Below are 13606 nucleotides of genomic sequence, written 5' to 3' on the forward strand. Positions count from 1 at the left end.
CCTCGGCGCGGCGGGTCCGGCCGCCGCGCCGTGGGTCAGCAGGGCTTGGCGGCGTCCCCGTCGACCAGGGTGTCCAGCAGCACGCCGAGCACCTCGCGCTCCTTCTCGGTGAGCGGGGCGAGTATCTCCTCGGCCGCCGAGCGGCGCGCGCCGCGCAGTTCGCGCAGGGTCGCGCGCCCCTCGTCGGTCAGCTCGATCCGGGTCACGCGCCGGTTCGCCGGATCCGCGGCCCGGCGCACCTTGCCGCTCGCCTCCAGCCCGTCGACCAGCGTGGTCACCGCGCGCGGCACCACCTCCAGGCGCTCGGCGAGGTCGGCCATGCGTGGCGGGGAGGGGTAGTGCGCGAGGGTGCGCAGCAACCGGGACTGGGCGGGGGTGATGCCCAGCTCACGCTGTTCCAGATGGCGTTTCTGGATGCGGTGCACCCGGCGGGTGAGTCGCAGCAACTGCTCGGCGAGCAGTCCCTCGGGATCGGGGGTGGTCATGCGGGAACAATATCAGGATGCAGTTCATTGTGAGTATAGGTAACAATGAGCTACGATCCGTTCCGTCATCCTCGGCCGACCCCGGCCGGCGACCGCTCACCTCCGTAGGGGCCCATGCATCCCGACCGTGAATCCTCCTGGACCCCGCCCGCCGACGCCAAGGACAGCCCCCGGCAGTGGCGGCGGATCCTCAAGCTGTTCCGTCCCTACCGCGGGCGGCTCGCCGTCGTCGGCCTGCTGGTCGGCGCCTCCTCGCTGGTCTCGGTGGCCACACCGTTCCTGCTCAAGGAGATCCTCGACGTCGCCATCCCGCGCGGCCGCACCGGTCTGCTGAGCCTGCTCGCGCTCGGCATGATCCTCAGCGCGGTCCTCTCCAGCGTCTTCGGTGTGCTCCAGACGCTGATCTCGACCACCGTCGGCCAGCGCGTCATGCACGACCTGCGCACCGCCGTCTACGGTCGCCTCCAGCGCATGTCGCTGGCCTTCTTCACCCGCACCCGTACCGGCGAGGTGCAGTCCCGCATAGCCAATGACATCGGCGGCATGCAGGCGACGGTCACCTCCACCGCCACCTCCCTGGTCTCCAACGTCACCAGTGTGGTCGCCACCATCGTCGCGATGGTCGCCCTGGACTGGCGGCTCACCATCGTCTCGCTGCTCCTGCTGCCGGCCTTCGTCTGGATCAGCCGCCGCGTCGGCAATGAGCGCAAGCGGATCACCACCGAGCGCCAGAAGCAGATGGCCGCGATGGCCGCCACGGTCACCGAGTCCCTCTCGGTCAGCGGCATCCTGCTCGGCCGCACCATGGGCCGCACCGACTCGCTGACCGGCTCCTTCGCCGACGAGTCCGAGCGGCTGGTCGACCTGGAGGTCCGGTCGAACATGGCCGGGCGCTGGCGGATGGCCGTGATCACCATCGTGATGGCCGCCATGCCCGCCGTCATCTACTGGACGGCCGGTCTCGCCCTCCAGCTCGGCGGCCCCCAGGTGTCGCTCGGCACCATCGTCGCCTTCGTCTCGCTCCAGCAGGGCCTGTTCCGCCCGGCCGTGAGCCTGCTGGCCACCGGCGTCCAGATCCAGACCTCCCTCGCGCTCTTCCAGCGCATCTTCGAGTACCTGGACCTGCCGATCGACATCACCGAGCGTCCCCGCCCCGTCCACCTCGACCGGGTCAAGGGCGAAGTCCGCTTCGAGGAGGTCGGGTTCCGCTACGACGACAAGGGCGGCCCCGTCCTCGACAGCATCGACATCACCGTCCCCGCGGGCGGCAGCCTCGCGGTCGTCGGCCCCACCGGCGCGGGCAAGTCCACCCTGGGCTACCTGGTGCCGCGGCTCTACGACGTCACCGGCGGCCGGGTCACCCTCGACGGGGTCGACGTCCGCGACCTGGACTTCGACACCCTCGCTCGCGCGGTCGGCGTGGTCTCGCAGGAGACGTACCTCTTCCATGCCTCCGTCGCCGAGAACCTGCGCTTCGCCAAGCCGGGCGCCACCGACGAGGAACTGCACACGGCGGCCCGGGCGGCGCAGATCCACGAGCACATAGCGGCGCTGCCCGACGGCTACGACACGGTCGTGGGCGAGCGCGGCCACCGCTTCTCCGGCGGCGAGAAGCAGCGCCTCGCCATAGCCCGCACCATCCTGCGCGACCCGCCGGTCCTCATCCTGGACGAGGCGACCAGCGCCCTGGACACCCGGACCGAGGCCGCCGTGCAGGAGGCCATCGACGCGCTCTCGGCGAACCGTACGACGATCACCATCGCCCACCGGCTGTCCACCGTCCGCGACGCCGACCAGATCGTGGTGCTGGACTCCGGACAGGTCGCCGAACGCGGCACGCACGAGGAACTGCTGGAGCACGACGGGCGGTACGCCGCCCTGGTGCGCAGGGACGCGCAGCTGGAGCCGGCCGGGTGAAAGCGGCGACCGGGGGGCCAAGGGCTCGGACGGGTGTCGAGAGCCTCGGGCCGAGACGGGTGACTGGGCCGACAAGCTGAATATATGTCGGGTTTGCGGTGATTCGCGTATTACGGTTCCCGCATGCTGACGCACATTCCGCCACGGAGAAGGACCCGACTGACACGCCGGGGCAGACTCGCTCTCGTCGTGGCCGGCGCCGTCGTCGCCGGCACCGCCGTGGCGGTGCCGCTGCTGACGGTGGCCGATCACCACGAGGCTCCCAGGCCCGCCGCGCTCGTCGTCCCGGAGGGCTGGCGCGCGAGCCAGGTCTACGACGCCATCGACAAGGCGCTCGCCCTGCCCTCGGGCAGCACCCGCACCTCGCTCGGCAAGGCCCGGCTGACACTGCCCAAGGACGCCGGGGGCAACCCGGAGGGCTATCTCTTCCCCACCTCCTACCCCCTGGGCAAGGGCGCGACCCCCGAGTCCGTGCTGCGGTCCATGGTGGACACCGCCCACGAGAAGTTCGACGGCGCACCGGTCGCGGCCGGGGCGCAGCGCAACTCGATGAACGTCTACCAGGCCCTCACCATCGCCAGCATCGTCCAGGCCCAGGCCGTGAAGAAGGAGGACATGGGCAAGGTCGCCCGGGTCATCCTCAACCGGCTGGAGCGCGGGATGCCGCTGCAACTGGACTCCACCCTCATCTACGCGCTGGGCCGGGCGCGCACCACCGAGGACGACACCAGGAGCGACAGCCCCTACAACACCTATCAGCGCATGGGCCTGCCACCGACGCCGATCGGCAATCCCGGCGAGGACGCGATGCGCGCCGCCATCAATCCGACGCCGGGCGACTGGCTGTACTTCGTGACGGTCAAGCCCGGGGACACGCGCTTCACGGCCGACTACGACACGCACATGCGCAATGTGGCGGACTTCAACTCCGAGCAGCAGAAGGCCGGGCAGCAGACGGGCCAGAGCCAGAGCCCATCGCCGAACCAGAGCCCGTCACCGAGCCACTCCACGTCCCCGTCCGCGACACGGTCCGGCAAGGCAGGCTGAGAGGGCGCCGACCGGTTCTGCGCCGACCGGTTCAACGGGGCACGACGGTCCGGCGGTTCGTCATGCGGCGGCCGGCCGGTCCTCCGCCAGCAGTCGCCTGATGTCCCGTACGGCCGCGCGACCGGCCCGGTTGGCGCCGATGGTGCTGGCCGAGGGACCGTAGCCGACGAGGTGGATCCGGGGGTCGGTCACCGCGCGCGTCCCCTCCATCCGGATCCCGCCGCCCGGCGCGCGCAGCCGCAGCGGGGCGAGATGGCCGAGCGCCGCCCGGAACCCGGTCGCCCACAGGATCACATCGGCGTCCACACGGCTGCCGTCCCGCCATTCCACGCCGTCGGGGGTGATCCGGTCGAACATCGGCCGCCGGTCCAGGACACCGTCCGCGAGTCCCCGGAGGATCGCGTCGTTCAGGGGCAGCCCGGTGACCGAGACCACGCTGCGGGGCGGCAGTCCTTCGCGCACCCGTTCCTCCACCAGCGCGACGGCGGCCCGCCCGGCGTCCTCGTCGAACGGGCCCTCGCGGAAGACCGGCGGCCGCCGGGTGACCCAGGTGGTCGCGGCGGCGTACGGGGCGAGTTCCAGCAGATGCTGGGTGCCGGAGGCGCCGCCACCCACGACCACCACCCGCTTCCCGGCGAACTCCTCGGGCCCGGCATACTGCGCGGTGTGCAACTGCCGCCCGCGGAAGGTCTCCTGGCCCGGATAGCGCGGCCAGAACGGATGGTCCCAGGTGCCGGTCGCGTTGATCAGCGCACGGGTCGACCAGGCGCCGTCGGAGGTCTCCACGAGCAGCCGCCCGCCGACCCCCTCGCGCACCGCCCGTACCTCCACCGGGCGTCGTACCCGCAGGTCGAAGGCGTGCTCGTACCGGTCGAAGTACGCGCCGATCACCTCGGCCGAGGGGCGCGCGGGATCGGCGTCGGTCAGCTCCATGCCGGGCAGCGCGTGCATCCCGTGCACCTTGCCGTACGTCAGCGAGGGCCAGCGGAACTGCCAGGCGCCACCCGGCGCGTGGGAGTGGTCGAGCACCACGAAGCCGCGGTCCGGCTCGAATCCGGCACGGCGCAAGTGATAGGCAGCGGCCAGTCCCGCCTGACCGGCGCCTACGACGACCACCTCGACCTCACGCAATTCGTTCACGCTTCTACCAACAGCGTGCCGTGTGTGGCTCTTCCCGCCCGCTGTCGTACCCATGCGTCAGGATGGGAGCCATGTCAGATGCCTTCACCACCCGAATCCTGAATGTCTCCACCGGTAGCCGGGAACGCGTCGTCGACCTCACCGGGGACTGCGAGGACTTCCTGCGGGAGGCGGCGGGCGGTCGCGACGGCCTGCTGAACATCTTCGTCCCGCACGCCACCGCCGGGATCGCCGTCATCGAGACCGGCGCGGGCAGCGACGACGACCTCCTCGCCGCCCTGCACACCCTGCTCCCCGCCGACGACCGCTGGCAGCACCGCCACGGCAGCCCCGGCCACGGCCGCGACCACGTCCTCCCGGCCCTGGTCCCGCCCCACGCGACCCTGCCGGTGATCAACGGCAGGCTGGAACTCGGCACGTGGCAGTCGGTGTGCCTGGTGGACACGAACAGGGACAACCCCGAGCGTACGGTGCGTCTCAGTTTCTTCGGCTGAGTTTCCTGGGGCGAGCAAGATCACCCTGAGTGTGGCCGACGAATACGGGAAGTGCCTGCTCGTGGGCTATGCGACCTGTAAACACCGGACACGATGGCTCGGGCGCGTGGTGGCTGGGGCGGATGGCCCGGCCGACCACCTCGGCCACCTCACAACCGGTAGGCGAAGCGGAGCGCGCCGCCCTCCTCTCGGTAGAGCCCGCGGCCGCGCTCGCTGAACGGATTCGGCAGCATGCGTATCTGCCGGTGCTCCGCGTGTAGTACCGAGGTGACCACCAGGATCCGCCAGCGGTCACTGCCGCCGTACTTCTGCGCCGCCCGTACCTCGGTTTCGCCGAGCTCGATCTGCCCGCCCGGCCCCTGGGTGGCCTTGACCTCGTACAAGCGCGGATTCCTTCCGGAGCCGACCTTGAAGTCGTAGCCGAGGCTGTCGTCTCCGGTGGGCCCGGGGAAGACGTGCACCCGGTTGCCCGAGACCCAGCTGGTCTCGTCGGTCGCCCGGTCCTGCTCGCGAAGCCATTGGTAGGCGTACCACTCGCCGACGAAACCGATCGCCAGGCGCTGGGCCGATGACAGCCCGCGTTCTCCGTCAACGCGCTTGCCCGGCCGTCCACTTGAGGAGCCCGTCGTCCTTCGGGGCGGAATCGGCTTCAGCGCGGCCCAGCGACTTCGGGCGCTCCCGCTGAGGGGAGGGTCGGATGCCAGGGCGCGACGCAGCTCCGAGGCCAACTCCGTGAAATCGCCGGACTCGATGTCGAAGTCCCGTTCACCGAGAGAGATGATCCGTTTGCGCTTGGCCTGTTCGGTGCGGGCCTGCTCTGCGGCGTTCCGTACGCGGTCCACCTCGGCGGGAGTGAGCCCGTGTGCCTGGGGTTCGGAGGAGGGAGCCATGCCCGTCGGCCACTGCCCCAGGGCCGCGAGCCAGCCGACGACATCGTCGGCCGACAGTTCGCGGAAGTCGAGCGCGCCCGCCTCGTCCAGCAGGGTGGTGATCACCTCTGCGGCGGCCGCCTTCGCCAGCGCCGCGGGTGGCGGCTGATGCGCGGCCTTGACCAGCGCGACCAGGTCGGGGGTCGTCTTGGCTATGACCGCGTGATTGTGGCTACGCAACCTGTCCATGGCGGCAGGCCGTTCGCCCCTGGTCGGGGCGGGCGCTCCGAGACGGGCGGTGAGCGCCTGTTCGACGAGGCCGCGCAAGAGGACGTCGTCGGCGGTGTCGACGGTGAACGCCCATTCTTCCGGAGCCGTGATCCATTTCAAGGAGCGGATGGCGGGCCAGTCGGCGATGGGCCTACGGGCATCAAACTCTTCCCGACGGGCCCAGCGCAGCCGGTCGATGAGGAGGCCGCGACCGAAATCCACGTGTCGGCGAACGGCCTCGTCATGGGCCTCGGCATGGCTGATCGGACGATACCGGGGCGCGAGCTCTGCCAGGGTGCGGTTCAGGTCCGCGAAGTCGACGTCGGCCAGGGCCCGGAGGCCGTCGATGTCTCGTGCGTCGCGCGCGGCCGCGATGAGCTGCGCGGCGGGCAGGGGGAGCGCGTCGTCGTACGGTTCGAGGCGGGCGAGAAACTCCCGGACGTCGGCTGGATCCGGGTCCGTCAGCTCCCTCGCTCGGTCGGTGCCGAGGGCATGTACGAGGAGGGGGAAGCAGCGCTCCAGTACTCCCGCGAGGGACCCGTCGAGGCGGTGAGCGGTCTCCCTGACCTGGTGGACGGAGCGATCGAGCACCGCCGCGAGCTGGCGCTCGGCCGGCCCTTCGAGGGATGCGTGCTCCCGCTCCAGTTCGCGGGCGGCGAGCTTGAGCGGGCCGGCGTATTCAGGACGATCCAGGACCTGGCTGATCGCATAGCCGATCCGGGCCACGAAGTCCCAGGAAAGGGGCAGTTCCGGGGTGAGGACCAGCGGGTGGGACGAGTCGGGCAGGGGGAGCATGCCGTCTTGCCGCTCCGGGAGCTCCACGGCGGCCCCGTCGAGAGTGATCTTCAACGAGGAGTAGCGGTGGATACGGACGCGGCGGACGGTCGCGACGAATTCGGTGAGCTCGGCGTCTGTCGGACGGCCGCCCCGGGACGGATGGTCGGCCAGGACACCCACCGCGAGTGGAAGCCATGGCAACTCGTCGACGAGCGGCGTTCCGAGCCCTTCGGTGGTGCCGGAGGATCCGACGACGGTGGTGCCGGAGGCGCTGACGATTTCGACCGACAGGTCGGCGTCGTCGGCGTGCCGTATCGCGTCGGGGCAGTGGTGGCGGAGGACGCGGGTGACTTCAGCCGCCGCCCCCGGCACCACGAGCAGCGAAAGCTTGAGCTCCCTGGCCAGGCGTGCCTTCAGATTGTTCGGGTCCCCGGTGACGTACAGCCGTACTGAGTCATCGAGGAGCGTGGCGAAGTCGACCGCGATGAGCTGCTTGCCCCGCTCTGCGATCAGGGCAGAGCCGATGAGTGGCTCGATCGAGGCCACTTGCGCGGCCAGATTCTGCCAGGCACGCTCGTTTGCCCGCTGAAGGGCCGCCCGGTCTCCGTCGTCCACGGCATCCGACTTCACCAGCTCGCCCAGGGTGGCGATGAGCCGGGCGCTGTCCCTGCGGTCGCCCCACGTCGGCAATCCGGCGTCGCGCAGCCGGCGCAGGGCCTGATCGTTGTCCAGCAGAGGGCGGAGCTGCCGCAGTACGGTCGGGGCGAAGGCAGGTTCCTGCTCAAGGGCCGCAGGGGCATGCCACGCCTCGTCCGGCCGGACGAAGCGGACGGTGCCCACAGGCCCTCGCACCGGGAGCCAGGGCCGGCCGCGGACGAAGGCGGACAGCGGGGTCGGGACGTGTTGCAGATCCTGGTTGCCTGTCCGGTCCCGGTTCCAGACGCTCGTGAGATGAGTATCGGTCCACCGGGCCAGGCCGTGCAGGACGAGTCGCGCATAGGCGATCCGGCCCGGTTCGCTCAGCCGCTCGGCGACCTCCTGGCCCGGCAGCCGGAACGCAGAAGTTCCGACGTACGGGGTGTACGGATGTGCGACATGGCTCCGCGCGCGGTCGATGAACGGCCGCCACTGATCGGCGACCGCCTCGGGCACCTTTGCCATGCTGATCAGGTTGTTCGTGGTCAGCGCGCCACCCTCGGCTTCCCTCCCTGCGCCGGGTGATGCTATAGGGAGCAGCCCGTCGGTGACGCCGAGATCGCTGAGGAACTCCCGCCACTCCTCCCGGGTTTCGCCCCGCCTCAGGAAGCTCTCGGGTGGCGCCACGAGCCGCTCTGCCATGAAGCGGAGTCCAGCGGAGGACTCCCGTCCCTCGGCCACGACGGAGGCGAGCTCGTCACCGTGGGTCCCGGCCCATCCGGCTCCGAAAGCAGCGCCGAACGCTTTGATGGCGGGGCCCTCGGCCGAGGGAACGTACAGCCCCAGCGGACGTAGGGGCAGAGACTGTGCGGACTGCCTCGACCGGTAGAGGCGGAACACAAAGCGGAGGGCCTGCTCGCGCAGCCGCGCCGAGTTGCTCTCGGTGAGAGCGCGGCGGACATGGTCGAGCAGGCCGGCGGGGTCGAAACGCCGGACGAGCCTGAAGCGTTCCAGGAACAACCGGGCTTCCTGGCGTCGTACGTGGCCCTCTTCCTCCACCCAGTTCAGCCCCGGGTGCAGATAGAACATGCGCTTCTTCAAGGCGTCGGGTACGGCCATGCCCTCGCCGCCCGCTGCCTCGCCGCGAGCCGGCTGGAAGAAGGCCTCCCGTTTGCCTGCCGTGCGCCGCGAGCCGGCCTTCGTGACCCTGGCCGGGCCGCCGTTGGCACGCCGGAGCTTCCCGTCGTCCGCCAGCAACAGCTTCCTGCCTTGCAGGACTCCGCCCTCGTCCTTGAACAGCAGGGCGAGATCAGCGTAAACGCCGTTCCAGTCGTCGACGGGAGCATCGGGAGCGGGCAATGGCAGGGCCCCCACGATCTGCTCGACGTGGTCCGCCCGCCGCTGTGCCGAGGGCTCCAAGGGGCACTTGAGTGCCTCGCACAACCTCGCGAGGCGTCTCAGGAGCTTGGCTCCGACGGCCGGATCCGCCACGCCGATGCCGACGGCTCCGGCCGCCTCGGCCGTGAGCACCGACAGCCCGAGCTCGGGCCAGAGCGCGGAATCGCGGGGTGTGCCCCAGGAACCGTGCGAGGCCTCCCGGTTCAGGAGTGGCACGACAGGAATGTCCGCGAACTCGGCCCCGTGCACCTGGTACGCCGCTTCGCGCAGCAGGCTGTGGGAGCGCGACTCGTGCTCCCAGGCCACAAGATCGACCGCCGACCTACGGTCGGAGGGTCGGCCTCCCTCCCGCAGAGCGGCGGCTGCGATCAGGGAGGTCTCGGCAGCCGCCGCGAACAGCATGCTGTTCAGCGGGTGTTCCCGATCGAGGGCCGTACGGTCCACTTTCGTGAAGAACGGGGCGTTGAGATGCCCGTGCAGGGGCGCGGCGGCGTCCTCGCCCAGGGGGAGGAAGGTATAGATCCGGCCACCGCGCAACGACTCGGTGCCGCCGAGAGGCAATGCCACCTCGACGACAGCCGGTTCCTTCCAGTCACCCCACGAGTCGTCCAGTTGTCCGAGCTCGGTCGCCGCCTCGATCGTGGCGCGCAGACGCGTGACGGGGATGCGCCCCCGGGCCACGAGGTAGGCGCCCAGGGAGCCGAGTTCGACATGGGCAAGGGAGACGGCCGGGACGGCCCGCACCGAACCGGCAGTAGCCACGTCGTGCCCCTGGAGTCGGACACCGGCGAGCGCCAAGGGCCTTTCGTGCCGGGTGAGTTCCGTACGCCGGGGGCTTTCGCCACCGCGCTGTTCGATGACCAGTCGGTCGAGCCGGGACAGGAACAGCATCACCGGGGCCTTCGCGGCGCCGAGCTCGTCGAGACGGCGGACGGCCGCGCGCCGGGAGGCCTCGTTGCGCAGCGGCATCCTGATGACCGTCACATGACCGTCGGCGGCCAGCTCCTTGCAGGTCGGGGGTACGTCCGAGAGAGGAAAGGGGACTTGGAAGGGAGGGAGTTCCTCCTCCGCTCTGCGTACGAGGTCCTCGTCGCCGAGCAGCATCCGTAGGTCGTCCCGTACCGCGAACCGGAAGCAGTACCCGTTCAGCACAGCCGGTCCATTTCCGGCGGCGGCGGCGCTGTAGACCTCCGGGGCGTCCGTGATTTCCAGGATGCTGCGGAAGCCGACTCCTTTGTTCCCGATGCCTTCGCCGACGGTCTTCTCGCTCCGGGCGAGCTTGCAGACGGCCTGGATGCCGGCCCAGGTGAAGGGAGTTCCGCCGTTCGCCACGTAGAGCGTGCCGTGCGTCCCTTCATCCTCGTCGAGCAGGACGTGCACGCTTCCGTCGTTGCCGCCCCCGCGGTGGGCATCGTGGCCGTTCTGGAGCAGTTCCAGGAGGAAGCGGCCGGCGTAGTCGCGCGCGTTGCTGTGGGAAGCCGCCCGCAACTGCTGGGCGGGTTGCCATACCTGAGTGGACTGCCATTCCTTGAGCACGGTCTGCGCGTAGTCCCACAGCTCGCGCGCCCACGTGTCACCCGGGTCGCCCTCGCACGTTGTTCCGGCCATCTGCCCCTGCTTTCATGATGGTCTCAGGCAGACCGTAACGCGGGAGTCGCCGACGACGCAGGCTGTCTGAGAACCAGTGACGGATCGGGGCCGCTGCCCGGTAGACCTGCGGGCCCAACGTCTCCTGGGCGCAGTTCACTTCCATCGCTCCGGCGTCCTTCCGACCCGAGCGGTTACGACAATCCACTTGCGGTCGGCGGGGCATCCGTCTAGCCTGCGGGCAGGAATGGAGCCTGGGACAGTACCTGGGCCACCTCCGGTCATGTTGAGGTATGGAGCGTCGGAACACGCCCTCGCCACCACCTCCTTCCACACTCCTACGCACCCATTACCCCTCCTGTCCGGCTGTCGTCTACAGGATGGGCGAGAGGCGTTTCCTTGACCATCTACTCTCAGCATGCCAATCGCGGTAAGTCTCAGATTCTGGCGACCTATCAGAGTGCGGATGGCGTCGTATCCAAGACCGTGACGAGTCTTGGCGACGCGCGCCTCGCGGCTCCGATCGTCGACGCTCTCAATCGGATCTCCGCTTTCGTCACCGTCCCTGTCAGCGTCCACGACCGCCGCGAGCGGCGTGTGCACGCCTACCCGCACAAGCACCTTGCGGCGCTGACCGACGCTGCTGCCCGAGCCGCTCTGCTCACCGGTGCCCATAGCCTGTGGTACGAGTATGTCTGCCTACGGCTTCACCAGGCGCTCGACGATTTGGACAGTGCCTTGCTGACGGTGCCCGAAGCGGTCAGTAGGGCGATCCATTCCGAACTCGAGCTGGAAGAAAGCGAGTTGCGTGCGGCACTCGCCGAATACTCAGGGACTTCCTCGGAGGACGAGCCGGAGATCGAACGCGATTGGGAGTTCGGCCGTCCTTTTGTGCAGTACGACGACGATATGGATACGCTGAGTGATGAGACGCGTGAGCAATTCGATCGTCGTGAAGCAGACTTCACACCGGAGGAACGGGAGAAGGCCGCCGCTGACCTCCGGGTGCTGGTCGCAGCACACTCCAGGGTCGACGGGATGTTGGCGTCACTGGACGATGCCGGCAGTGTCATCTTCGCGGAGCCGTATGACTCTGACGGTTTCTACCTGACGGTCCAAGCACCAGAACCCGGCGATGCCGACGCTTCCTGGGAGATCGAGATCGGACGTTGGGAGCCGGACGACCCCGATGAAGCGTACGAAGACCACACCAGTGCGACGGGGAGCTCCGTGATCTGCTGTGCTCTTCGGGTTGAACCGAGCGCCGAGGAGATCGCCCACTTGCTGAAGTCCGTGAACGAGAAACCACTACTGCTCGCTGAGTGGGCCGAGGCGCCGGTAGGAGCGGACCTCGCGGGTACGAAGTTGGTGGTGACCAAGCGCTACGGCTCCTGACCGGTTCCTGGAGGCGTGCGGAAGTCGGCGAGGCTGACCAGCCATGGCCGACTTCCGCACGCCTCGCTGACGCCCGTGCTCGCGTACCTCCGTCATGGGGCGAACAAATGCTCAATCACGTACGGTGTGGTGGACGCAGCAAGCCGGGCTCGCCGCGACAGAAGTGGTTGCGCAGTACGCGGCAGCCCCGGTCCGTCCAGGCCGGGAGAGGAAGCATGAGAATACGCGTCCGGCAGCGGCCCAGGAGCCGCCGCACAGCCCTGCGCACCGGGGTTCCGCTGACCACTCTGGCGCTCGCCGTCGCCGGCTGCGGGGCATCGGTCACGCCCGGGGCGACCACGACCTCCCTCCGAAACACCGCCGCCACCCAGGGCACACCGACCCCGGGCGCCACGAGCCCGACGCCGAGCCCTGCCGGTACCGGCACCGGCACGGCCACCGCGCACACCGCCCCGATGGCGACCGCCACCTCCTGCACCGATCAGACCCTGGCCGGTATGACCACGGCTCAGCGGGTCGGACAGCTCTTCATGGGCGGCATCAACGCGGCCAAGCCGGACCAGGCCCAGCTGCGCATCCTGCGGGACAACCACGTGGGCTCCGTCATGCTGACCGGCCGCAGCTCCGCCGGTACGGCCGCGACCCGGAAGATCGTCGACGGGTTCCGGGGCCAGGCGGACCGGGTCGGTGGCAAGCAGGTCGGCCTGGTGGTGGCGACCGACCAGGAGGGCGGCAAGGTACAGGTGCTCAACGGCCCCGGCTTCTCGGCCATGCCCAATGGGGTGACCCAGGGCAAGAAGTCGACCACGATGCTGCGCGCCGAGGCCGCCATCTGGGCCCAGCAGCTCAAGCGCGCCGGGGTCGATCTGAACCTGGCACCGGTCGCCGACGTGGTCCCCGCCTCGCTGGGCACCCGCAACATCCCCATCGGCTCCTTCCAGCGCGAGTACGGCAATACCCCGGGCCCCGTGACTTCCCACACCGGTGCCTTCGCCGCGGGCTTCAAGCAGTCGGGCGTGATGACCACGCTCAAGCACTTCCCCGGGCTGGGCCAGGTGATCGGCAACACCGACACCACCGCCAATGTCGTGGACTCGGTGACGACCAGCACCAGTGCCAGCCTCGACCCGTTCAAGTCCGGGATCCAGGCCGGGTCGCCCTTCGTGATGGTCTCGTCGGCCACCTACAACAAGATCGACGCCCAGCACATCGCGGCCTTCTCGCCGACCGTCATCGGCCAACTGCTGCGCGGCCAGATGGGCTTCAAGGGCGTGGTCATCTCGGACGACATCGGGAACGCGGTCGCCGTACGGTCCTTCACCCCCGCCCAGCGGGCGCTGAACTTCACCTCGGCCGGCGGGGACATGATCCTCACCGTGCGACCGGATGTCATACCCGCGATGGCGCAGGCCATCCAGACCCGGATGGGGCAGGACGCCTCCTACCGGGCCAAGATCGACGACAGCGTGCGCCGGATACTCGACGCCAAGCACAACGCGGGCCTGCTCCAATGCGGTTGAGGCCCTGAGGCCCTGAGGCCCTGAGGCCCTGAGGCCCTGAGGCCCTGAGGCCCTGAGGCCCTGAGGCCCTG

General features: G+C 69.7%; 8 protein-coding genes. 5 read left to right on the plus strand and 3 right to left on the minus strand.

The window, feature by feature from the left end; genetic code table 11:
* Nucleotides 1-35: 35 nt before the first annotated feature.
* Nucleotides 36-485, minus strand: a complete 450-nt coding sequence (locus AB0N90_RS00805) for a MarR family transcriptional regulator (protein WP_365192111.1) — start codon at nt 483-485, stop codon at nt 36-38.
* A 114-nt stretch (nt 486-599) separates the two neighbouring features.
* Here AB0N90_RS00805 and AB0N90_RS00810 point away from each other — a divergent pair, with 114 nt between their 5' ends.
* Together AB0N90_RS00810 and mltG are read left to right on the plus strand one after the other, a co-directional pair.
* The gene (locus AB0N90_RS00810) at nt 600-2402 is read left to right on the plus strand and encodes an ABC transporter ATP-binding protein (RefSeq protein WP_365192112.1); all 1803 of its coding nucleotides are present in this window, start codon (nt 600-602) and stop codon (nt 2400-2402) included.
* A gap of 123 nt (nt 2403-2525) precedes the next feature.
* The gene (gene mltG / locus AB0N90_RS00815) at nt 2526-3449 is read left to right on the plus strand and encodes an endolytic transglycosylase MltG (protein WP_365192113.1); all 924 of its coding nucleotides are present in this window, start codon (nt 2526-2528) and stop codon (nt 3447-3449) included.
* Between the two features lie 60 nt (nt 3450-3509).
* Here mltG and AB0N90_RS00820 read toward each other — a convergent pair whose 3' ends face one another.
* The gene (locus AB0N90_RS00820) at nt 3510-4589 is read right to left on the minus strand and encodes an NAD(P)-binding domain-containing protein (protein ID WP_365192114.1); all 1080 of its coding nucleotides are present in this window, start codon (nt 4587-4589) and stop codon (nt 3510-3512) included.
* A 71-nt stretch (nt 4590-4660) separates the two neighbouring features.
* Here AB0N90_RS00820 and AB0N90_RS00825 point away from each other — a divergent pair, with 71 nt between their 5' ends.
* Nucleotides 4661-5083 carry a secondary thiamine-phosphate synthase enzyme YjbQ gene (locus AB0N90_RS00825; protein ID WP_365192115.1) on the plus strand — a complete coding sequence of 141 codons (423 nt, stop codon included), beginning with the start codon at nt 4661-4663 and terminating at the stop codon, nt 5081-5083.
* 149 nt (nt 5084-5232) lie between these two features.
* On the opposite strand, the gene AB0N90_RS00830 is transcribed toward AB0N90_RS00825, so the two are convergent.
* Nucleotides 5233-10002, minus strand: a complete 4770-nt coding sequence (locus AB0N90_RS00830) for a DUF3883 domain-containing protein (RefSeq protein WP_365192116.1) — start codon at nt 10000-10002, stop codon at nt 5233-5235.
* A 1017-nt stretch (nt 10003-11019) separates the two neighbouring features.
* Between AB0N90_RS00830 and AB0N90_RS00835 the strand changes: the two genes are divergently transcribed.
* Entirely contained in the window at nt 11020-12015 is a 996-nt protein-coding gene (locus AB0N90_RS00835) for a hypothetical protein (protein WP_365192117.1), read from the plus strand.
* Between the two features lie 215 nt (nt 12016-12230).
* On the plus strand, nt 12231-13535 hold the full coding sequence (locus AB0N90_RS00840) for a glycoside hydrolase family 3 N-terminal domain-containing protein (RefSeq protein WP_365192118.1): 1305 nt from the start codon (nt 12231-12233) through the stop codon (nt 13533-13535).
* The last annotated feature ends 71 nt before the right edge of the window (nt 13536-13606 follow it).

Origin of the sequence: Streptomyces sp. NPDC093018, from assembly GCF_040684035.1 — a bacterium.
GTDB classification, from domain to species: Bacteria; Actinomycetota; Actinomycetes; order Streptomycetales; family Streptomycetaceae; genus Streptomyces; species Streptomyces murinus.

Coding starts and splice junctions, on each gene's coding strand:
- mltG (WP_365192113.1), top strand. CDS start 2,526: ATGCTGACGCACATTCCGCCACGGAGAAGGACCCGACTGACACGCCGG.
- AB0N90_RS00825 (WP_365192115.1), top strand. CDS start 4,661: ATGTCAGATGCCTTCACCACCCGAATCCTGAATGTCTCCACCGGTAGC.
- AB0N90_RS00805 (WP_365192111.1), bottom strand. CDS start 485: ATGACCACCCCCGATCCCGAGGGACTGCTCGCCGAGCAGTTGCTGCGA.
- AB0N90_RS00810 (WP_365192112.1), top strand. CDS start 600: ATGCATCCCGACCGTGAATCCTCCTGGACCCCGCCCGCCGACGCCAAG.
- AB0N90_RS00840 (WP_365192118.1), top strand. CDS start 12,231: ATGAGAATACGCGTCCGGCAGCGGCCCAGGAGCCGCCGCACAGCCCTG.
- AB0N90_RS00830 (WP_365192116.1), bottom strand. CDS start 10,002: ATGCCGCTGCGCAACGAGGCCTCCCGGCGCGCGGCCGTCCGCCGTCTC.